General features: G+C 58.2%; 17 protein-coding genes. 10 read left to right on the forward strand and 7 right to left on the reverse strand.

Annotated features, from left to right (window positions below; all coding sequences use genetic code 11):
* The first annotated feature begins 228 nt into the window (after positions 1-228).
* The 8 genes from GOW31_RS16770 to GOW31_RS16805 all read left to right on the forward strand — a co-directional run bounded on the left by GOW31_RS16770 (position 229) and on the right by GOW31_RS16805 (position 12,435).
* On the forward strand, positions 229-1,662 hold the full coding sequence (locus GOW31_RS16770; protein WP_171171603.1) for an NAD(P)-dependent oxidoreductase: 1,434 nt from the start codon (positions 229-231) through the stop codon (positions 1,660-1,662).
* A 24-nt stretch (positions 1,663-1,686) separates the two neighbouring features.
* Positions 1,687-2,124 carry a GFA family protein gene (locus GOW31_RS16775; protein ID WP_152459664.1) on the forward strand — a complete coding sequence of 146 codons (438 nt, stop codon included), beginning with the start codon at positions 1,687-1,689 and terminating at the stop codon, positions 2,122-2,124.
* Positions 2,121-6,653, forward strand: coding sequence for a glutamate synthase large subunit (gene gltB, locus GOW31_RS16780; protein WP_171171605.1), 4,533 nt, complete (start codon positions 2,121-2,123; stop codon positions 6,651-6,653). The genes GOW31_RS16775 and gltB overlap by 4 nt, the downstream gene beginning before the upstream one ends.
* Before the next feature lie 180 nt (positions 6,654-6,833).
* Entirely contained in the window at positions 6,834-7,748 is a 915-nt protein-coding gene (locus GOW31_RS16785) for a Hint domain-containing protein (RefSeq protein ID WP_171171607.1), read from the forward strand.
* A 39-nt stretch (positions 7,749-7,787) separates the two neighbouring features.
* Positions 7,788-8,522: a monofunctional biosynthetic peptidoglycan transglycosylase gene (gene mtgA, locus GOW31_RS16790; RefSeq protein ID WP_171171609.1), complete on the forward strand. Its 735-nt coding sequence runs from the start codon at positions 7,788-7,790 to the stop codon at positions 8,520-8,522.
* 58 nt (positions 8,523-8,580) lie between these two features.
* Positions 8,581-9,246 (forward strand): glutathione S-transferase family protein, encoded by a 666-nt coding sequence (locus GOW31_RS16795; protein WP_170345944.1) that lies wholly within the window; start codon positions 8,581-8,583, stop codon positions 9,244-9,246.
* Between the two features lie 75 nt (positions 9,247-9,321).
* Positions 9,322-10,359, forward strand: a complete 1,038-nt coding sequence (gene queG, locus GOW31_RS16800) for a tRNA epoxyqueuosine(34) reductase QueG (RefSeq protein WP_171171649.1) — start codon at positions 9,322-9,324, stop codon at positions 10,357-10,359.
* Between the two features lie 72 nt (positions 10,360-10,431).
* A complete protein-coding gene (locus GOW31_RS16805; protein ID WP_171171611.1) occupies positions 10,432-12,435 on the forward strand; it encodes a hydantoinase/oxoprolinase family protein in 2,004 nt (667 codons plus the stop codon).
* Between the two features lie 39 nt (positions 12,436-12,474).
* Here GOW31_RS16805 and msrA read toward each other — a convergent pair whose 3' ends face one another.
* Both msrA and msrB read right to left on the reverse strand, forming a co-directional pair.
* A complete protein-coding gene (msrA, locus tag GOW31_RS16810; RefSeq protein ID WP_171171613.1) occupies positions 12,475-12,987 on the reverse strand; it encodes a peptide-methionine (S)-S-oxide reductase MsrA in 513 nt (170 codons plus the stop codon).
* On the reverse strand, positions 12,987-13,433 hold the full coding sequence (msrB, locus tag GOW31_RS16815) for a peptide-methionine (R)-S-oxide reductase MsrB (RefSeq protein WP_170345953.1): 447 nt from the start codon (positions 13,431-13,433) through the stop codon (positions 12,987-12,989). Before msrB ends, msrA begins: the two co-directional genes overlap by 1 nt.
* A gap of 145 nt (positions 13,434-13,578) precedes the next feature.
* On the opposite strand from msrB, the gene GOW31_RS16820 reads away from it, so the two are divergent.
* On the forward strand, positions 13,579-14,100 hold the full coding sequence (locus tag GOW31_RS16820; protein ID WP_152459672.1) for a glutathione peroxidase: 522 nt from the start codon (positions 13,579-13,581) through the stop codon (positions 14,098-14,100).
* On the opposite strand, the gene GOW31_RS16825 is transcribed toward GOW31_RS16820, so the two are convergent.
* A complete protein-coding gene (locus GOW31_RS16825; RefSeq protein ID WP_171171615.1) occupies positions 14,076-14,963 on the reverse strand; it encodes a DMT family transporter in 888 nt (295 codons plus the stop codon). The two genes, GOW31_RS16820 and GOW31_RS16825, sit on opposite strands and share 25 nt — an antisense overlap.
* A 182-nt stretch (positions 14,964-15,145) precedes the next feature.
* Between GOW31_RS16825 and GOW31_RS16830 the strand changes: the two genes are divergently transcribed.
* Positions 15,146-16,342 (forward strand): BCCT family transporter, encoded by a 1,197-nt coding sequence (locus tag GOW31_RS16830; RefSeq protein ID WP_171171652.1) that lies wholly within the window; start codon positions 15,146-15,148, stop codon positions 16,340-16,342.
* A 201-nt stretch (positions 16,343-16,543) separates the two neighbouring features.
* On the opposite strand, the gene GOW31_RS16835 is transcribed toward GOW31_RS16830, so the two are convergent.
* The 4 genes from GOW31_RS16835 to ade form a co-directional block, all read right to left on the reverse strand.
* Complete coding sequence (locus tag GOW31_RS16835; RefSeq protein WP_367397124.1) at positions 16,544-17,032, reverse strand: CHAP domain-containing protein; 489 nt, start codon at positions 17,030-17,032, stop codon at positions 16,544-16,546.
* A 327-nt stretch (positions 17,033-17,359) separates the two neighbouring features.
* The gene (locus GOW31_RS16840; RefSeq protein WP_117871130.1) at positions 17,360-17,647 is read right to left on the reverse strand and encodes an HU family DNA-binding protein; all 288 of its coding nucleotides are present in this window, start codon (positions 17,645-17,647) and stop codon (positions 17,360-17,362) included.
* A gap of 130 nt (positions 17,648-17,777) precedes the next feature.
* Positions 17,778-19,241 carry an AMP nucleosidase gene (locus GOW31_RS16845; protein WP_152459674.1) on the reverse strand — a complete coding sequence of 488 codons (1,464 nt, stop codon included), beginning with the start codon at positions 19,239-19,241 and terminating at the stop codon, positions 17,778-17,780.
* Positions 19,238-21,040 (reverse strand): adenine deaminase, encoded by a 1,803-nt coding sequence (gene ade / locus GOW31_RS16850; RefSeq protein WP_171171617.1) that lies wholly within the window; start codon positions 21,038-21,040, stop codon positions 19,238-19,240. The genes GOW31_RS16845 and ade overlap by 4 nt, the downstream gene beginning before the upstream one ends.
* Positions 21,041-21,058 lie beyond the last annotated feature (18 nt).

Here is a 21,058-nt window from a genome sequence, read left to right on the forward strand (position 1 = left end):
GCCCTGCCGTGCTGCTGCCACGTGTTCTTTGTGGGTTATGGGTATAAGGGCGATGGAAAAAAGGAAAGCGCGCATATAGGTCCGAATCGGATCTAAAATTTCCAATTATTTTCTACTTTTCTTAAAGGCGCGCTGCATTTTTTCAATTTAGGTCAGCATAATTGACTTTTCATCCAAAAGCGCATCCCGTAAAGAAACGGAACCTAGCCAATTCATGGAGTCTGACCCGTGGCCAAGCAACCGATGCTGAAATTTGTGCAGATCGACCGCGTCATGCCGGAAAAGCGTGCTGCCAATGACCGCAAGGACGACTTTGACGAGATCTATTCCGAGTTCGCCGCTGAAAAAGCAGCCGAGCAGGCGAGTCGGTGCAGCCAATGTGGTGTTCCGTACTGCCAGTCGCATTGCCCGTTGCACAACAATATTCCCGACTGGTTGCGCCTGACTGCGACCGGGCGCCTGGAAGAAGCCTATCGGGTAAGTCAGGCCACCAATACCTTCCCTGAGATCTGCGGGCGCATCTGTCCGCAGGACCGCCTGTGCGAGGGCAACTGCGTGATCGAACAGTCGGGCCATGGAACGGTCACGATTGGTTCGATCGAGAAATACATAACGGATACCGCATGGGAAAAAGGCTGGGTCCAGCCGGTTGCTCCATCGGCCGAACGCGCTGAAAGCGTGGGTATCATTGGTGCTGGCCCCGGTGGATTGGCCGCTGCGGATATGCTGCGCCAGGCTGGTATCCAGGTCACGGTATACGACCGCTATGACCGGGCCGGTGGCCTGCTGATGTATGGCATTCCGGGGTTCAAACTGGAAAAAGACGTTGTTCAGCGCCGCAATGACCTGTTGGCTGATGGTGGGGTCGAGTTTGTTCTGAATTGCGACGTGGATGCGGCCAAGTTCGAAGAAATCCGGGCCAGGCATGATGCCGTTATCATTGCGACCGGTGTCTACAAGTCGCGCGACCTGGCAATGCCGGGCAGCGGTCTGGCCGGGATCGAAAAGGCGATCGACTTCCTGACAGCCTCGAACCGGAAAAGCTTTGGCGACCAGGTCGAAGAATTCGACAACGGTCGCTTGAACGCCGACGGCAAGAAAGTCGTCGTGATTGGCGGCGGTGACACTGCGATGGATTGCGTGCGCACTTCGATCCGTCAGGGCGCGACTTCTGTCAAATGTCTGTATCGCCGGGACCGGGCCAACATGCCGGGATCACAGCGCGAAACACAGAACGCCGAAGAAGAAGGTGTGATCTTCGAATGGCTCAGCGCACCCAAAGGGTTCACGGGTGAAGACACGGTCAAGGGTGTTATCGTTCAGAAGATGCGCCTGGGACAGCCAGACGCGTCCGGTCGTCAGGCCCCCGAAGTCATCGAAGGCGCGGACTATGTCGAAGAAGCCGATCTTGTGATCAAGGCGCTTGGATTCGAACCTGAAGACCTGCCCACGCTGTTCGGACAACCTGATCTGCCGGTCACCCGCTGGGGTACGATCAAGGCGGCGTTCCAAACCGGCGAGACCGAAATGGACGGAGTCTATGCAATCGGTGACATCGTGCGCGGTGCCTCGCTGGTGGTCTGGGCGATCCGGGACGGTCGTGACTGCGCTGATGCGATCATCGAACGCTTCAATGCAAAATCTGCCGTTGCGGCTGAATAATCCCGGCGACCAGGAGGGTTTGAAATGCCTGAATTGCAAGGCCAATGCATGTGTGGCGCGGTAACGGTGACGGCAACTCCGGCGCGGGATGCGCTGGGGGCCTGCCATTGCGACCAGTGCCGGCGCTGGACCAGTTCCATGCTGGTGACGTTTCAGGCCGAAGAAGGCTATGCCGCGCTTGGCCCGGTCAAAACCTTCACTTCCTCTGACTGGGCCGAGCGCGCCTTTTGCGCCGATTGCGGCTCGGCGCTTTGGTATCGGATCACGCTCCCGGGCGAGATGCACGGCCAGACGCAAATGGCGGCAGGTCTGTTTGACAACGCCGCAGGCAACCCGCTGAAACTTGAACTTTACATCGACAAAAAGCCCCAGGGCTACGCGTTCGCAGGCGAACGCCGGCAGATGACCAAAGCCGAGGTCGAAGCCATGTACGCCCCCTCTGACGAAGGAGACAGCCAATGACCAAATATGATGCCGATTGGGTGCGGGCCGAAGAAGCCAAGCGCAAATGGATGGCTGAAAATGGTCTCTATTCCGAGGAAGAAGAGCATTCTTCCTGCGGTGTGGGTCTCGTTGTGTCCGTGGATGGGAAAGCGTCGCGCAAGGTTGTGGACGCCGGTATCGACGCGCTCAAGGCGATCTGGCACCGCGGCGCGGTTGATGCTGACGGCAAGACCGGTGATGGCGCGGGCATTCACGTGCAGATTCCGGTCTCGTTTTTCTACGATCAGATCAGGCGCACAGGCCACGAGCCCAAATTGGACGAACTGATCGCCGTCGGTCAGGTTTTCCTGCCGCGCACCGACTTTGGCGCACAGGAACTGTGCCGGACCATCGTGGAAAGCGAAGTTCTGCGCATGGGCTATTACATCTATGGCTGGCGTCATGTGCCGGTCGATGTCACCTGTTTGGGTGAAAAAGCCAACGCCACCCGACCCGAGATCGAGCAGATCCTGATCTCGAATTCCAAAGGAGTGGACGAAGAGACCTTCGAGCGCGAGCTCTATGTCATTCGTCGCCGTATTGAAAAGGCCGCCTCAGCCGCCGGTATTTCCGGGCTGTACCTGGCGTCGCTGTCCTGCCGTTCGATCATCTACAAGGGCATGATGCTGGCCGAGCAGGTTGCCGTCTTCTATCCCGACCTGATGGACGAACGGTTTGAATCCGCCTTCGCAATCTACCACCAGCGCTATTCCACCAACACTTTCCCGCAATGGTGGCTGGCGCAGCCCTTCCGCATGTTGGCGCATAATGGCGAGATCAACACGCTGAAAGGCAATATCAACTGGATGAAAAGCCACGAGATCCGCATGGCGTCCTCGACATTTGGGGATTATGCCGAGGATATCAAGCCGATTATCGCCGGAGGATCGTCGGATTCGGCCGCATTAGACTCTGTTTTTGAGGTTCTGGTGCGCGCGGGTCGCTCGGCCCCGATGGCGAAAACCATGCTGGTTCCGGAAAGCTGGTCCAAGCAGGCGGTGGAACTGCCGCAGGCGTGGCGCGACATGTATTCTTACTGCAACTCAGTGATGGAGCCGTGGGACGGCCCCGCCGCGCTGGCCATGACGGATGGCCGCTGGGTCTGTGCTGGGCTGGACCGCAACGGCCTGCGTCCGATGCGTTACGTCGTGACTGGCGATGGTCTGGTCATTGCAGGATCTGAGGCCGGCATGGTGCCGATTGATGAGTCCACAGTGACCGAAAAAGGCGCGCTGGGCCCCGGTCAGATGCTGGCTGTCGACATGAAAAAAGGCAAGCTGTATCGCGACACCCAGATCAAGAACAAGCTGGCGAGCGCATTGCCGTTTGGCGAGTGGGTCGGCAAGATCAACGATCTGGACGAGGCGCTGGCAGGTGTGACCGAAAAGCCGATATTCTCGGGCGAAGATCTGCGCAAACGCCAGATCGCGGCAGGCTATTCAGTCGAAGAGCTGGAGCAGATTCTTGCGCCTATGGCTGAAGATGGCAAAGAAGCGCTGGCGTCCATGGGTGACGATACGCCCTCGGCGGTTCTGTCCAAGCAATACCGCCCGCTCAGCCATTTCTTCCGGCAGAATTTCAGCCAGGTCACCAACCCGCCGATCGACAGTTTGCGCGAATACCGCGTCATGTCCTTGAAAACCCGGTTCGGGAACCTGAAGAACGTGCTGGATGAGGACAGCAGCCAGACCGAGATCATCGTTCTGGAAAGCCCCTTTGTCGGAAACGCACAATGGGATGAACTGGTTGGGAACCTCAATGCTCCGCTGGCCGAGATCGATTGCAGCTTTGAGCCTGGTCAAGGCGCGCTGAGCGCTGCTTTGGCCCGTGTTAGAGCCGAAGCTGAAGAGGCTGTCCGGTCTGGCGCAGGGCATCTGGTGCTGACCGACATGAACTCGGGTGAAGATCGTGTGGCGATGCCGATGATCCTTGCCACCAGCGCAGTGCACTCACACTTGACCCGTCAGGGCCTGCGGACGTTCTGTTCCTTGAACGTACGCTCGGCTGAATGTGTCGATCCGCATTACTTTGCGGTTCTGATCGGCTGTGGCGCGACCGTTGTGAACGCCTATCTGGCCGAAGACTCGCTGGCCGATCGCATCGATCGTGGGCTGCAGGACGGCACCCTGACCGAAAATGTTGCGCGCTACCGCGAAGCCATCGACCAGGGCCTGTTGAAAATCATGGCCAAGATGGGAATTTCGGTGATCTCGTCTTATCGTGGAGGTCTGAATTTCGAGGCTGTAGGCCTGAGCCGCGCGATGGTCGCCGAGTACTTCCCGGGTATGACCAGCCGTATTTCCGGCATCGGCGTCACCGGTATTCAGGCAAAGGCCGAAGAAATCCACGCCAAGGGCTGGAACAGTGGTCTGGACGTCTTGCCGATCGGTGGTTTCTACAAGGCGCGGCAATCAGGTGAAACCCACGCGTGGGAAGCGACCTCGATGCATATGATGCAGATGGCGTGCAACAAGGCGTCCTATGAGCTGTGGAAACAGTATTCTGCCAAGATGCAATCGAACCCGCCGATCCATCTGCGCGACCTGATGGATTTCAAACCATTGGGCAAACCGGTACCGATCGAAGAGGTGGAGTCGATCACCTCGATCCGCAAGCGGTTCGTCACGCCGGGCATGTCGCTGGGCGCGCTCAGCCCCGAGGCGCACAAGACGCTGAACGTGGCGATGAACCGGATCGGTGCGAAGTCCGACAGCGGCGAGGGCGGCGAGGACCCGGCGCATTTCGTGCCCGAACCCAATGGCGACAACCCCTCAGCCAAGATCAAGCAGGTGGCCTCGGGCCGGTTCGGTGTGACCGCTGAATACCTGAACCAGTGCGAAGAGCTGGAAATCAAGGTAGCCCAAGGTGCGAAACCGGGCGAGGGCGGCCAGCTGCCGGGCATGAAGGTCACCGACCTGATCGCGCGCCTGCGGCACTCGACCAAGGGCGTTACGCTGATTTCTCCGCCGCCGCATCACGACATCTACTCGATCGAGGATCTGGCGCAGCTGATCTATGACCTGAAACAGATCAACCCGCGCTGCAAGGTGACGGTGAAACTGGTGGCGTCTTCGGGCGTTGGCACGATTGCTGCCGGTGTGGCCAAGGCGAAAGCGGATATTATCCTGATTTCGGGTCACAATGGCGGTACGGGTGCCTCACCCGCGACCAGCATCAAATATGCCGGTCTGCCATGGGAGATGGGCCTGACCGAGGCGCATCAGGTTCTGGCGATGAACAACCTGCGCGACCGGGTGACTCTGCGCACCGATGGCGGCCTGCGCACCGGGCGCGACATCGTCATGGCGGCGATGATGGGGGCCGAGGAATACGGCATCGGCACCGCCGCCCTGATCGCGATGGGCTGTATCATGGTGCGTCAATGCCAGTCGAACACCTGCCCCGTCGGCGTTTGCACGCAGGATGAATCGCTGCGCGCCAAGTTCACCGGAAACGCGGACAAGGTGGTGAACCTGATCACCTTCTACGCTCAGGAAGTGCGCGAGCTTCTGGCCAGCCTTGGTGCCCGCTCGATGGATGAGATCATCGGCCGTGCCGACCTGCTGGCTCAGGTCAGCCGTGGCTCGGCGCATCTGGACGATCTGGATCTCAACCCGCTGCTGATCACCGTCGATGGTGCGCATAACATCGTGTACAATCGCGACAAGGACCGCAACGCCGTGCCCGACACGCTGGATGCCGAGATCGTGCGCGATGCGGCACGGTTCCTGAAGGACGGCGAGAAGATGCAGTTGTCATATGCCATCCAGAACACGCACCGCACTGTCGGAACCCGTATTTCCAGCCACATTGTGCAGAACTTCGGCATGCGGAACACGTTCCAGGATGACCACCTGCACGTGAAACTCCAGGGTTCGGCCGGTCAGTCTCTGGGGGCTTTCGCTGCCCCGGGTCTGAAGCTGGAAGTTTCGGGGGATGCCAATGACTATGTTGGCAAGGGCCTGTCTGGCGGCACGATCGTTGTGCGCCCGCCGCAGGTCAGCCCGCTGAAGGCAGACGACAACACAATCATCGGCAACACGGTTCTCTACGGTGCAACTGACGGCCATCTGTTTGCGGCCGGCCGCGCGGGTGAACGGTTTGCCGTGCGCAACTCGGGCGCCAAAGTTGTGGTTGAAGGATGTGGCTCGAACGGGTGTGAGTACATGACCGGCGGTGTGGCCGTGATTCTTGGTGATATCGGGGCCAATTTCGGTGCCGGGATGACCGGTGGCATGGCATATCTGTATGATCCTGAAGGCAAGGCCGAAGCGTTGATGAACAAGGAAACGCTTGTGACCTGCCCGGTCACCGTGGACCATTGGGTGGATCAATTGAAAGCCCTGATCACGCGTCACGCCGAGGAGACTTACAGCCGCAAGGCTGCGGATATTCTCCAGCATTGGGATGTGGAAAAGGGCAACTTCTTACAGGTTTGTCCCAAAGAAATGCTCAACAAACTCAGCCACCCGCTGAGCGAAGAAGCCACGGCAGTTCCGGCGGAGTAAGCCAAAATTCCACCAAAAAACCGGCCCCGCGTGCCATTTGCAGCACGCGGGGCCACAGTTTTTGTGAGGTTTCGGTGGGATTCTTGCCTGTTCTTCCGAATTTCGCCATGCTTTTTTCACCTTGTAGTGATAGCCATTGCCTGTTTCGGTTTCTAATGGTGACAGAGTAGGGGCAACAGGATGCCAACGACATATCGCGATCAGTTCTTCACCTTTGATCCCGCAAGCCCGCCACCAGCGGGAACGGCCGTCGCGGTCAGCAATTTCACCCTGACTGATGCGAATGATGACAATCTTATTGACGCGCCCAGTGGTGACACGGTCAACGGTCAAGACGTTACAAATTCCTGGCCAGGCGATACTGTAACGATCAACGTGTCAGGCGTTGGGAACGTGACCTATACAGGAACCACGTTCTACCTGGCCGATGGGTCTCGGGCTTTCACCCCCACAGACGGCCAGGTTCTGCAGCCCGGAACGCTGGTGTCGACCACTTTTGTTAACACGTCAGGCCCGCTGAATGTCGGTAACCTTGGGCCGCCGTGCTTTACGGCCGGGACCATGATCGCCACACCGGAAGGTGAGCGCGCGGTTGAGGATTTGAAGGCTGGTGATCTGGTCATCACGGTGGATCACGGGCCACAACCCTTGATCTGGGTCGGGTGTACAACCGTCGCAGCCGAAGGCAAATTGGCCCCAATCCGTTTCGATGCCGGGGTGTTTGGTCTGGATCGCCCCTTGCTGGTTTCACCGCAGCACCGGATGCTGATCGAAGACTGGCAGGCGTCCTATCTGTTCGGCCATACCGAAGCGCTGGTTCCGGCGCATACTCTGGTCAACGATGACACCGTGAAACGGGTCGAGGGCGGTGAGGTTGAATATTTCCACCTGTTGTTCAAACAGCATGAGATCGTTTTCGCCAACGGAGCGAAAAGCGAAAGCTATTATCCCGGGCACGCTTTGTCGGCTTCGGATCGGGAAACGCGAAGCGAAGTGCTGCACTTGTTTCCCGAGTTGACCGGGCTTGATCCGATGTCGCTGAAAACCGCGCGCCCGATCGTTCATCCACGCGAGGCGCGCGCTTTCGCGATTTAGGTCGTTTCAAACCGGAACCTTGCGTCGTATAGCTGAGACATGGCGAAGAAAGCAGCCCGCAAATCCGGCGGAAAAAAACGCAAAGCATCCAGAAAGAAGGAACCAGTGGCGCGGCAGATTCGCCGCTGGGTAACACGAGCGGTCATGGCGGTTCTGGGCCTCGTGGTTGCTCTGGTCCTGATTTATTCGGTGGTGAACCCTCCTGTCACCCACACCATCTGGTCGGAATGGCGCCGGCTGGGAAAGGTTGAACGCGAATGGGTTCCGATCGAAGACATGGCACCGATCATGGCAAGATCAGTTGTTGCAGCCGAGGACGCAAATTTCTGCCTGCATTGGGGCTTTGACGTCGAAGCCATCCGCGACGCGCTTGAGGATGGCGGCAATCGTGGTGCCTCGACCATCACGCAACAGGTGGTGAAGAATGTGTTCCTCTGGCAGGGCCGCAGCTGGGTGCGCAAGGCTTTGGAAACCTCGATCACGCCGTTGGTTGAGATATTCTGGAGCAAGCAGCGTATTCTTGAGGTGTATCTGAATGTCGCCGAAACCGGAAATGGCGTGTTTGGGGTCGAAGCTGCGGCGCAACGCTATTTCAACACCAGCGCGGCAAAGCTGACTTCGGTTCAGGCGGCACGGATTGCCGCAATCCTGCCGTCCCCGCGCAACCGGTCGGTCACGGACCCGACTGCGCACACCCGCAGACGGGCGGCTTCAATCCTCGATGGGGCGGCCACCATCCGCGCAGATGGTCGCGCGGATTGTTTCGAGGATTGAAACCCGCTATCTGCCAAGGGTAAATCTGTCGGGTATTCACTGGTTCGAATGGAAGTCCATGGCGCGTCTGTTTCACGTTCCCCTCTCTCCGTATTGCCGCAAGGTCCGTCTGTCGCTGGCGGAGAAGAAGATCGAGGTTGAGCTGGTAGAAGAGCGATACTGGGAACAGGATCCCGACTTTCTGCGGCGCAACCCGGCGGGAAAAGTACCCGTTTTGCGTCTGGACGGCCAGATCATGTCGGAAAGCGCGGCCATCTGCGAATACATCGAAGAAACCCGGCCTGAGCCAGCTTTGATGCCGAAAAACCCCGAAGCCAGGTTCGAAGTGCGACGGCTGGTCGGATGGTTTGACGACAAGTTTCACCACGAGGTGACATCGAAGCTGTTGTATGAGCGAGTGAACAAAAAGGTGACAGGGCAGGGGTATCCGGACAGCAAGAATGTCAAACAAGGTGCCAAGGCGATCAAGTACCATCTGGATTACATGGCATGGCTGCTGGATCACCGCCGTTGGTTGGCCGGGGATCAGATGACATTGGCGGATTTCGCGGCCGCCGCGCATCTGTCTTCGCTGGATTACATCTCGGACGTGGACTGGAACCGCAGTCAGGTGGTCAAGGACTGGTATGCCAAGATCAAGTCTCGACCGGCATTTCGGTCAATTCTGGCGGATCAGGTGCCAGGGTTCCGACCGCCGCCCCATTACGCTGATCTGGATTTCTGATAGGGTGCGCAAGGGGGGCTGTCTGCCCCCCATCGCGCCGTGGGCGCGATTCCCCCCGAGGATATTTTTGGCCAGATGAAGAGCGGATCGGATCTTAAGGAAAAGCTGGTGCAACAAGCCTTGGCAGAGGGGTTTGTTGCCTGTCGCGTGTGCCGCCCTTGGGATGTTCCACAGGTGCCGAAACGCTTGCGGGCATATCTGGACGCCGGATACCACGGGCAAATGGGATGGATGGCCGAACGCACACATTGGCGTGGCGATCCTGCCGCCCTTTGGCCCGAGGCGCAATCGGTGGTCATGTTGGCCGAAAGCTATACGCCGGAACATGACCCGACGGAGATTCTGAAACACCCGGATCGTGGTGCAATTTCGGTCTATGCGCAGAACAAGGACTATCATGATCTTGTCAAGAAGCGGCTGAAGCGGTTGGCGCGATGGCTGATTGCCGAAGCCGGAGGTGAGGTAAAGGTATTTGTCGATACCGCGCCGGTTCCCGAAAAGGCGCTGGGATATGCCGCCGGACTGGGTTGGCAGGGCAAGCACACCAATCTTGTAAGCCGCGAATGGGGAAACTGGGCCTTTATAGGGTCTGTTTTCACTACTCTGGACCTACCGGCGGACAATTCAGAGATCGATCATTGCGGATCGTGCCGCGCCTGTCTGGACAGTTGCCCGACCGATGCGTTTCCGGCCCCCTATCAACTGGATGCACGGCGGTGCATTTCATACCTGACCATTGAGCATAAGGGCCCGGTGGGCCATGAGTTGCGCGGAAAGTTGGGCAATCGGATCTATGGCTGCGACGATTGTCTGGCGGCCTGTCCATGGAACAAGTTTGCCGTCGCAGCGAGCGATATGCGCTATGCCGCCCGGGACGATCTGAAAGCGCCCGGTTTGGAAGAATTGGCGGCGCTGGACGATGCCGCTTTTCGTGCAAAGTTTTCCGGCTCGCCGATCAAACGAATCGGCCGGGACCGGTTCGTGCGCAATGTTCTGTATGCCATTGGAAACTCGGGACAGCCGAAACTGAAAACAGTGGCTCAGCGTCTGTTGGAAGACCCGGATGAGACCGTGGCAGAGGCGGCGCGCTGGGCGGTGGAACAACTGTCATAATTGCCGCAAACAGGCTGGACGTGTCGTACATAACCGCTACACCCATCCCCAGCGAACAGACAGGAGGACCCGATGACGTTGTCTTTGGGGGTAGATACGGGCGGGACCTATACCGACGCGGTGCTGATCAGGGATGAGAAAGAGGTCATCGCCTCGGCCAAGTCGCTGACCACCCGGGCGGATCTGGCGATTGGTGTGGGCAAGGCGATCTCGTCTGTGCTGGCAGAGGCGCAGGTTACGCCGGATCAGATCTCGATGGCGTCATTGTCGACGACGCTGGCCACGAATGCTCTGGTCGAGGGGCAGGGTGGTCGTGTCGCGTTGATCTATATCGGGTTCAAGGACAGTGATCTTGAAAAACACGGGCTGAAAGAGGCGCTGAAGGGCGATCCGGCCTTGGTGATTGCCGGTGGGCATACCCATTCCGGCGGGCAGGCTGCCGCCTTGGATGTCGCAGCGCTTGAGGCCTTTTTGGATTCGCATAACGGAATTTCCGGCTTTGCGGTTGCTGCTCAGTTCGCCACCCGCAACCCGGCGCACGAGTTGGAAGCGGCGCGCATAATCTCGGAAAGAACCGGGGCGCCGGTGACCTGTTCGCATCACTTGTCCGCCAAGCTCAATGGTCCGAAACGCGCGGTGACGGCTGTGCTGAATGCGCGGCTGATCGGGATGATCGACCGATTGATCGGGCGTGCACAGGATCAACTGCATGCGCTGGGAATTTCGGCGCCGATGATGGTGGTGCGCGGCGATGGCGCCCTGATGAGCGCGGAACAGGCCCGGGAACGGCCGATCGAGACTATTCTGAGCGGGCCTGCGGCTTCTATCGTCGGGGCGCGATGGCTTACCGGAGCGGACAATGCGCTGGTCTCGGACATCGGGGGAACGACCACTGATGTCGCACTTATCCGGGACGGAAAGCCCGCGATCGACCCGGCCGGGGCGCAGGTGGGTGGGTTTCGCACCATGGTCGAGGCCGTGGCGATGCGAACCCACGGTCTGGGCGGCGACAGTCAGGTTCATGTTGCGACCGAAGGGTTGCGGGGCGGTGTTTTCCTGGGCCCGCGTCGCGTGTTGCCCGTTTCGCTGATCGCATCAGAAGCGCCCGACGTTGTGCATTCTGTACTGGATGAACAATTGCGGGCCACGACCGTGGGCGAGCATGATACGCGTTTTGCCCGCCGCGTGCCCGGCATCCATGCTGAAGGAGTCGGCGCGCGGGAAGAATGCCTGCTGGAGAGGCTGGGAGATCGCGTTCTGCCCCTGAGCGCCTTGCTGCGGTCTCGGATGGAGAACGGGGCGCTGATGCGCCTGGTCGATCGCGGAATCATCCAGGTGTCTGGGGTTACGCCATCTGATGCCAGTCACGTGTTGGGGCGGGTTCGTGCCTGGGATGTCGATGCGGCGCGCAAGGCATTGGAACTGATGGCACGCAAACGGATCGGGTCAGGGGATATGTTGGCAAAATCTCCCGAAGCGCTGGCCCAGATGATCGTGGATCAATTGACGGAACAGACCAGTTTGACTTTGTTAGAGGCTGCTTTTGACGAAGAACAGGTTGGTTTTGGTCTGCCTTCGCAAGACTTGGCGCGTCATGTGCTGACACAGCGCGGGTTGGCACAACACCGTGGGTTGCTGTCGCTGAGCGCTGCTTTGAATGTGGATGTGGTTGGCCTTGGGGCGTCGGCCCCCAGCTATTACCCTGCGGTGGGTGAACGGCTGCATTGCCGAATGATCCTGCCGGAACATGCGGGCGTGGCAAATGCGATTGGTGCTGTCGTGGGGCGGCTGACCCTGCGTCGCTCGGGCACCGTCACATCCCCGGCGGAAGGGCGATATCGTGTGCATCTGGAGGATGGCCCGAAGGACTTCGCCGCGTCAGAGGACGCTCTGGCCCTGTTGGAAAAGGTTTTGATGTCCGAAGCAGAGGGCGCAGTACGAGAAGCCGGCGCAGAAGACATTCGCGTGATCGTGGATCGTGACATCAAAACCGCGCGAGTCGAGGCAAAGGACGTTTTTGTCGAGGCCCTGATCACGGTCGAGGCAAGCGGACGTCCACGGGTGGCCGCGGGCTAGCCCCCCTGAAAACTTCAGAGGGGCCGGGCAGGTGGTGCTTTATTCTGCTGCGCTTGAGCGTTTGGGCAGGACCCAATCCTGACGCGGGAAGTGGCAGGTATAGCCGTTCGGAATCCGCTCCAGATAATCCTGATGCTCTGGTTCGGCTTCCCAGAACTCTCCGACAGGTTCGACCTCGGTCACGACTTTTCCGGGCCACAAGCCGCTGGCATTCACGTCGGCGATGGTATCCAGGGCCACCTGTTTCTGCGAGTCATCCACGTAGTAGATCGCAGATCGATAGCTCATGCCGATATCGTTGCCCTGACGGTTGACCGTGGTCGGGTCATGGATCTGAAAGAAGAATTCCAGCAGGTCGCGATAGCTGATCCGAGACTGATCGAACCAGATCTCGATCCCTTCCGCGTGGGTGCCGTGATTGCGATAGGTCGCGTTGGGCACGTCACCGCCGGTATAGCCGACACGCGTACGTGACACGCCCGGCAGTTTGCGGATCAGGTCCTGCATCCCCCAGAAGCAGCCCCCGGCCAGTACAGCGCGTTGCTCGGTCATCAAATATCCTCCACATGAATCAGGTATTCGCCATAACCTTCGGCTTCCATCTCATCCCGATGAATGAACCGAAGCGAGGCAGAGTTGATGCAGTACCGCAAACCGCCATGTTCACGCGGACCGTCCGGGAAGACATGCCCCAGATGGCTGTCGCCGTGTTTCGAACGAACCTCGGTCCGGATCATGCCATGCGTGGTATCGCGGAACTCTTCGACATGTTCGTGCACGATCGGCTTGGTGAAACTGGGCCAGCCGCACCCGGATTCGTATTTGTGGGTCGAGGCAAACAGCGGTTCACCCGATACGATATCCACATAAATACCGGGTTCCTTGTTGTTCAGGTATTTCCCGGTGCCCGGACGTTCTGTACCACTGCGCTGGGTGACGTGAAACTCTTCGGGCGAAAGCGCAGCAATGGCCGTGGGGTCTTTGGTATAGCGAGTCATGGATCCTCCGGCTGAAATAGTGTTTGCGCCATTATCTGGGGGCTGCGGGGTGGAAAGCAAAGCGATATTTCAAACCGCTCTCGCAGTCGTGCAAGTGATCTGAACAACAGAGTCACGCGTATCTGAATTAAAGGGAGGACAAGACATGATGAGATTGCTGCTTTTGACTGCCCTGATCTTGCTGGGCCGCGCCGTTCAGGCGGCACCGCTGACCGGTGAGTTCGACTCGATCGACGGAGGCACATTGGCCATCGAAGAGTGGCGCGGCCAACCCATCCTGGTGGTCAACACCGCGTCACAATGTGGGTTTACCGGGCAATACAAGGCTCTGCAAAAGGTGCATGAGGCCTATTCCGGCAAGGGGCTGGTCGTTCTTGCGGTTCCGTCGGATTCGTTCAATCAGGAACTTGGGTCCGCGGAAGAGGTGAAACAGTTCTGCGAGATGAACTATGGGCTGACCCTGCCGATGACGGATATCACTCCGGTCAAAGGGGCTGACGCTCACCCGTTCTACAAGGCCGTTGCCGCGCAGACCGGGTTCACGCCCAAGTGGAACTTCAACAAAATCCTGATCGATCCTGAGGGTGAAGTCGCGGCGACTTTCGGGTCAAATGTAAAACCCGATTCCCGCAAACTGCTGTCTCAGGTCGAAGCCCTGCTGCCCTGAGCGGGCTGGCGTGAAAGCTGAACCGCAAGAATGCCAAGGGTTGTAACCGTGACGCCAACCGCATCCATGGCGCCTAGCTTCTCGCCCAGCAGGATCGCCGCGATGGTGACCCCGAACACGGGGTTCAAAAAGTGGAAGGTGGCGGCCCGAACGGCTCCGATCCGGTCCAACAGCAGGAACCAGATCAGTGTCGCCAGCAAACCGGGGAAAAGAGTCGTGTAGGTAAAGGCCAGCGCCAGTGGCAGCGTCGGGTGGATGTAGATGGTTTCAAAGACCGGAGCAGCCGCAAACAGCGCGGCTGAACCAACCAACATCTGCAAGCCAACGACCATCATGAAGTTCCCGCCGGATGTTGCACCGCGAACGGCCAAGGTTGCAAAGGTCAAGGCAAGAGCACCCAAACCGCAAAGCGCGACCCCGAACATATCAACGCCCGCGCTGATCCGGCTGCTCATGATAAGGGCGACTCCGGCGAAACCGGCGAACAGACCCAAAACACCCAGTGGCCGCAGCTTTTCGCCGAAAATCAACCTCCCCGCCAGCGCCACCAACAAGGGCATGGTGGATGCGATTATGGCCGCGACCGAAGCCTCGACCGTTTGCATCGCATAGAAGTTCAGACCCAAATAAAGGGCATTTTGGCAGATTCCGAACAATATCGTTGCGCGCCATTGGTTTCGGGTCAGGTGCCAGCTTTGCCCCATCGCGCGAGCTATCATGACCCCCAGAACACCGGAGATCAGAAACCTCAAGGCCAGCGAAAACAGAGGGGACGCATCCGCCACGATAATACGCGCCGAGGTAAAGGCAGATGACCAGATCAGGGCAAATGTCAGCCCCATGGCTATTGCGCGCAGATCCATGGAGACCCCCTGTCACTTTGCGCGGACTGTTCCTGATTTTGGGATCGGTCGCAAGCGGTGCGCGTCAAAAAAGACACATGCGTGATGCAAGAAAAGTCTTGCGCATGATTTTATTGATTGACTGGCCAATTAAAGATATCGGCGGCAGGACCTGACATATCAAGGGAGGTTTGTCGGTGCTTCTGGAGTACATTCTATCGTTCGGCGTCCTGCTGGCATTGGGGCTGGTCGCTTTCTTCGTCGTGAAATGGTGGAACCTGCGCTGTGTCGGCGTGACACCGGTTCATCTGTTCACGTTCATCGCGATTCTGTTCACATCCGGCCTGGATGTCGGCCTGATCATGTTTCCACTGACCGAATTCGGAGGATACGCCGAGGACCCGGCCTATGCCTTTGCCAACCCGCTGGCGATCGAATTCGGATTCTGGGGTTTTCTGATCTGGGCCTTCTATTTCCTGACGGCCTTCTACTTCTGCGTGATAGAACCCCGCGTGAAGTTCTTTGAGATCCCGGTGGTCAAGCTGATCAACAACGTGGTGATCATCGGCACATGCGCCTTCACCGCCAGCCTGTTCCTGATCTACCTGCCCGGCTATCTGCCCGAGGTCGGAGATGGTGAATCCGTCGTTACCACCTTCTACATCATCGTGTTTGTCGTCATTCTGGCGGCGGCCTATTCCTCGACCGATCTGAAATACGTTCGCATCCTGTCCGTCGGTTCGACCTTTCTGTTCCTTGCCCTGATTCTGGGCATGTGGGCAGCCGCAGGTATGGGCGTGACCGGGTTCGTGGAAACCGGCAGCAATATCGGCGCCTATTTCGCCAACCTGCACAAGTTCGTCCTGCCATTGACCGACTATCACGCGTTCTACCTGTTCTGGTGGTTTGCATGGTCGATCATGATCGGACAGTTTACGTCGCGCTTTGTGGGTGGTCTGACCACGTGGCAGTTGCTGGCGGCGCTGTTGATCTTCCCGTCGATCCCGCTGGGGATCTGGTTCACCGTACTTTATTATTACCACCTGAACGGCATCAGTACCGCTGGCATCACCAACATTGCGATGGTGATCGTAGGTGTAACGTTCGTGATCAACTCTCTGGACTCGCTGATCCGTCTGTACACCGACAACCTGAACCTGACCGTCGAGCGGTTCGGAAAGGCGATCTATGTGGCGGGCAACGTCGCGCTGCTGTTTGTCCTGACCCTGCTGTTCCAAAGCCAGTGGCTGCAAATCCAGTGGATCGGAGCGGTCGTAGTTGGACTGTATCTGGCTTGTGTCGTCTATATCCTGATCACCAAACGCCAGGAGGTATTGAGCATCGACTCGATGCCAGAAGATCGTGATCTGGACTTCCACAAGGTTGAAACGGTCCACTGACCGGACCAGAGACACAAAACAGAAACGGGCACCTCTGGTGCCCGTTTCTATTTTTACCGACAATATTGCAGCTTTGGACAATCTGCGGGCTTTTCAACCACGCGACATCCCAACCCGGACGGCGGCTGCCTTTACGGCACGATCAAAAGGAATGTTGCCCGCGTTGCAATCAACCCGCCCGTGAAATGAAGTTGGGCAAGGCTATTCGTCAACCGCCGGATAGATGAACCCGTTTACCGGGTAGGGATTGCCGTAGCGGCCCGGTTGGCTTTCAACCCGAACCAACGTCCAGTCATTGTTTTTTGAGACATCTTTGACGCCCATCTTCAACGACACCTTGTTTCGGTGCCAGTTGGCATGATTCACGATGACTTCCCGGTTGGTGAGGATATCGGATACGACAGCCACATGGCCCAGGGGCATTCCGCGGGTCGCCCGAAACGACATAACCGCACCAACAACCGGTTCCTTGCCGCGCTCAAACACTTGCTGCGCCCTTCCCCACCAGTCCTTCGCGTTGCCGCGAATTTCAATACCGCTGAGGTCTCGGGCGTAGGGCACGCACCATACTCTTTGCCCTCTGGCCCGCTTTTTCGAGACCTCTTGCAGCGCCATCAACTGACGTTCAGGGTCGAGATTTTCATTGGTGGTGCTTTGCGCGCAGGCAGAGACAAGAGTGATAAGACCCACCGCAATCGCGGAACGGGTGCTGCCAGACAAGCGCGGCCAAGTCGTTTTCTTTCTACAGACGCTGTTTTGCAAGATACTTCATTGCCGGTTCGAAGATTGACGAAGTTGTAAGGTGATCGGACAAGCCTTGAAAAGAGGCCCGCCAACGCCACGGCAAGATTTTGCCAGTTCTCTGACCCTGAAGGCGCATTTTCACTTGGGTGGTGAATTCCGGGCCGAAACGTGCTGTGTGAAACGGGTTCAAACCCGACAGGCACAACATATTCAAGACGATAGAAAAAGGGCCCCCCACAGGCGGCCCTTTATCGTTGTTCCGAAAAGCTGAAATCAGCCGTTCACGCTGTCTTTCAGCGCTTTGGCGATGGTCATTTTCACAACCTTGTCGGCCTCTTTGGTGAAGGTTTCACCAGTGGCCGGGTTACGGACCTGACGCTCGGGCCGCTCGCGGCAGTAGATTTTGCCGACGCCGGGCAGGGTCACTGCGCCACCGGCCGAAACTTCGCGGGTAATCAGGCCGGTGATGGCCTCCAGCGCGGAGTTTGCGGATTTCTTGTCGGTTCCCATTTCCTCAGCGAGAGCAGCAACCAGCTGAGTCTTTGTCATAGGCTTTGCCATTTCTTGGTCTCCTTAACGTGCCCGATCTATAGGGCCTCACCGCGTAACTGTAACGGGATATTGTGGCCAAACACAACGAATAGTAGCGCTGAAACCCCTAAAAATATGGGGAAAACGTTGCTTTTTTGCGTCAGAGGAAGGCCGTTTCGTCGAAGGAGCGCAGTTTCCGGCTGTGCAAACGCTCCAACGGCATGCCGCGCAGATGCTCCATCGCCTTGATGCCGATGGCCAGATGTCGGCTGACCTGAGTGGTATAAAACGAAGACGCCATGCCTGGCAGCTTCAATTCTCCGTGCAGGGGTTTGTCCGACACGCACAGCAAAGTGCCGTACGGAACGCGGAACCGATAGCCGTTTGCGGCAATGGTGGCACTTTCCATATCCAGCGCGATTGCCCGGGATTGGCTGAGTCGCTGGACCGGGCCGGACTGATCGCGCAATTCCCAGTTTCGGTTGTCGACCGAAGCCACGGTGCCGGTCCGCATGATCCGCTTCAGCTCATACCCTTCCAGTTTCGTCACCTCGGCCACGGCGTGTTCCAGCGCCACCTGAACTTCGGCCAGAGGCGGGATCGGCACCCAGACGGGCAGATCGTCATCCAGAACCTTGTCTTCGCGCAGATAGGCGTGGGCCAGAACGAAATCGCCCAATGCCTGCGTATTGCGCAACCCGGCGCAATGGCCAACCATCAGCCACGCGTGCGGGCGCAGAACGGCAATATGGTCGGTGGCGGTTTTTGCATTGGATGGGCCAACACCGATGTTCACCAAAGTAATTCCCGAACCATCTTTGCGCTTCAGGTGATAGGTCGGCATTTGCGGCAGTTTCAGCGGTTGTTCGATAGGTGCCTTTGGGTCCGTGATCTCGGCATTGCCGGTTGAAACAAAGCTGGTATAGCCGCTGGCAGGGTCCGCCAATTGTTCTCGGGCGTAGTTCTCGAATTCCGAGACATAGAACTGGTAGTTCGTAAACAGCACGTGATTCTGAAAGTGACCAGCGTCGGTGGCGGTGTAGTGTGCCAATCTTGCAAGCGAATAATCCACGCGCTGGGCGGTGAAAAGGGACAAGGGTCCAACGGCATCTTCATGGTCATGCACGCCATTGACGATGTCATCATTGGTGGTTGTCAGGTCCGGAACATCAAACACATCGCGTAAGGTGAAGTCGGCTGCGCCCTGATGAGGCACGACCAGATCGGGATTGTTTGCCACGGCAAAATGCACCGGAATCGGCGTGTCCGACGCCGCAATTGTTACAGGCTGACCATGGTTCTTGATCAACAGGGCGATCTGTTGGGTCAGGTAGGATCTGAACAGATCTGGGCGCGTCACCGTCGTGGCATGAACGCCAGGTTCAGACACATGACCAAAGCTCAGGCGGCTGTCGACTTGGGCATAGGTCGAGGTTTTGATGCGAATTTCCGGATAATAGGCTCTGAATCGTGCGGCAGGTGCCCCATTTTCCATGGCGTCCGCAAAGCTGTCGCACAGGAAATCGGTGGCCTGCACATACAGCTCTTCCAACCGTGCAACAGCGGCGGCGGGATCGGTAAACTGTTCTGGCGCGGGTGCTTGCGGTGTCAGGAGTGTGGTCATGCCAATGGTTCCAGAAGTTCTATTTTTTCGAATGTGCGTACGTCGACCAACCCGAGATCCGATATTCGAAGCTCGGGAATCACGACCAGCGCCAGCAATGAATGCTGCATGTACGCGTTGTTCAGATGACAGCCGCAGTCCTGCATCGCCTGCACCATCCTGTCGGCCTTGGCCGCGACTTCGGCGGCGGGGCTGTCGGACATCAGGCCAGCGATGGGCAGTTCGACCAGCGCCAGTTCCTGCCCGTCCCGGAACAAGGTGATGCCACCGCCCACTTCGGCCAGACGGTTGGCGGCCAGCGCCATCTGATCCCCGTCCGTTCCGACGACGATCATGTGATGACTGTCATGCGCCACGGTCGAGGCCATGGCCATTTTTCCCTGATAGCCAAAGCCCGAAACAAAAGCGTTGGTGACGCCCCCGGTGGCCCGGTGCCGCTCGACAAGCGCGATCTGGCACACTTCGCCTTCGCCCTCGACCAGCCCGCCAATGATCGGCAATTCGGCCTTCAATGCCTTGGTCGGGGCCTGGTTTTCCACCACGCCGATGACGTTGGCCTGAACTTTGTTGGCCCCTTCCGGTGCCTTGATCTCAAAATCGGCCGACGTCAGCGCATGCCCCAGATGAACGGTATTGCGCGATTTTTCGGGCCAGTTCAGATGTGGACAATCCACTTTGATTGCACCGTTTTCCGCGACAACCTGCCCGCGGGCTATCACGATCTCAACCGGCAGTTCGGTCAGATCCGAGCTGAGGATGATATCCGCTCGCCGCCCCGGAGTAACGGAACCGATCTCGCGTTCCAGCCCGAAATGCGTTGCCGTGTTGATCGTCGCCATTTGCAGCGCGACCAGGGGGTCACATCCGCAAGCAATGGCATGGCGCACGACGCGGTTAATATGCCCGTCATTCACCAATGTGCCGGAATGACAGTCATCCGTGCACAGAATGAAGTTGCGCGGATCCAGCCCTTTTTTTGTCACGGCCGTAATCTGGCTTTCCACATCATACCAGGCCGACCCCAGACGCATCATCGAGCGCATCCCCTGCCGAACCCGTGCAATGGCGTCGGCCTCGCATGTGCCTTCGTGATCATCCGCCGGGCCACCCGCGACGTAAGCCGCAAAATCAGGCCCTAAATCAGGCGAAGCATAGTGCCCTCCGACCGTTTTCCCGGCCCGTTGAGTGGCTGCAATCTCGGCCAGCATCTTGGGGTCGCAGTGGATCACGCCCGGGAAATTCATCATCTCGCCCAGCCCGATGATACCCGGCCAGTTCATTGCCTCGGCCACGTCTTCGGGTGTGATTTCATAGCCCGTCGTTTCCAACCCCGGTGCGGATGGCGCGCAGGATGGCATCTGGGTGAAAATATTGACCGGTTGCATCATGGCTTCGTCATGCATCATCCGCACGCCGTCCAGACCCAGCACATTGGCGATCTCATGCGGATCGGTGAACATGCTGGTGGTTCCATGCGGGATGACGGCACGGGCGAATTCGGCTGGGGTGAGCATTCCGGATTCGATATGCATATGCGCATCACACAAGCCGGGCAAAATGTAGCGCCCTTGTGCTTCGATGATTTCCGTATCCAGACCCACGCAATGCGAGGCATCCGGTCCGACGAATGCTATGCGCCCGGCAGCAATCGCCACAGAATGATCGGGCAACAATTCGCGGCTGTGTACGTTCACCCAGATTCCGCCCTGAATGACCATGTCCGCCGCCTCGCGTCCGGCTGCAACTGCGATCAATTTGGGGGCGACATCGGGCCAGCTTGGGAAAGGTGTGTATTCCATGGCTCAACTTTCACGAAT

Origin of the sequence: Ruegeria sp. HKCCA0370 (assembly GCF_013033705.1) — a bacterium.
In the GTDB taxonomy this organism is placed as follows: Bacteria; Pseudomonadota; Alphaproteobacteria; order Rhodobacterales; family Rhodobacteraceae; genus Ruegeria.

What these genes read in the sequence shown, in the direction of transcription:
- GOW31_RS16775 (WP_152459664.1), top strand. Translation starts at nt 1,687, where the DNA reads ATGCCTGAATTGCAAGGCCAATGCATGTGTGGCGCGGTAACGGTGACG.
- gltB (WP_171171605.1), top strand. Translation starts at nt 2,121, where the DNA reads ATGACCAAATATGATGCCGATTGGGTGCGGGCCGAAGAAGCCAAGCGC.
- GOW31_RS16785 (WP_171171607.1), top strand. Translation starts at nt 6,834, where the DNA reads ATGCCAACGACATATCGCGATCAGTTCTTCACCTTTGATCCCGCAAGC.
- mtgA (WP_171171609.1), top strand. Translation starts at nt 7,788, where the DNA reads ATGGCGAAGAAAGCAGCCCGCAAATCCGGCGGAAAAAAACGCAAAGCA.
- GOW31_RS16795 (WP_170345944.1), top strand. Translation starts at nt 8,581, where the DNA reads ATGGCGCGTCTGTTTCACGTTCCCCTCTCTCCGTATTGCCGCAAGGTC.
- queG (WP_171171649.1), top strand. Translation starts at nt 9,322, where the DNA reads ATGAAGAGCGGATCGGATCTTAAGGAAAAGCTGGTGCAACAAGCCTTG.
- GOW31_RS16805 (WP_171171611.1), top strand. Translation starts at nt 10,432, where the DNA reads ATGACGTTGTCTTTGGGGGTAGATACGGGCGGGACCTATACCGACGCG.
- msrA (WP_171171613.1), bottom strand. Translation starts at nt 12,987, where the DNA reads ATGACCGAGCAACGCGCTGTACTGGCCGGGGGCTGCTTCTGGGGGATG.
- msrB (WP_170345953.1), bottom strand. Translation starts at nt 13,433, where the DNA reads ATGACTCGCTATACCAAAGACCCCACGGCCATTGCTGCGCTTTCGCCC.
- GOW31_RS16820 (WP_152459672.1), top strand. Translation starts at nt 13,579, where the DNA reads ATGATGAGATTGCTGCTTTTGACTGCCCTGATCTTGCTGGGCCGCGCC.
- GOW31_RS16825 (WP_171171615.1), bottom strand. Translation starts at nt 14,963, where the DNA reads ATGGATCTGCGCGCAATAGCCATGGGGCTGACATTTGCCCTGATCTGG.
- GOW31_RS16840 (WP_117871130.1), bottom strand. Translation starts at nt 17,647, where the DNA reads ATGGCAAAGCCTATGACAAAGACTCAGCTGGTTGCTGCTCTCGCTGAG.
- GOW31_RS16845 (WP_152459674.1), bottom strand. Translation starts at nt 19,241, where the DNA reads ATGACCACACTCCTGACACCGCAAGCACCCGCGCCAGAACAGTTTACC.
- ade (WP_171171617.1), bottom strand. Translation starts at nt 21,040, where the DNA reads ATGGAATACACACCTTTCCCAAGCTGGCCCGATGTCGCCCCCAAATTG.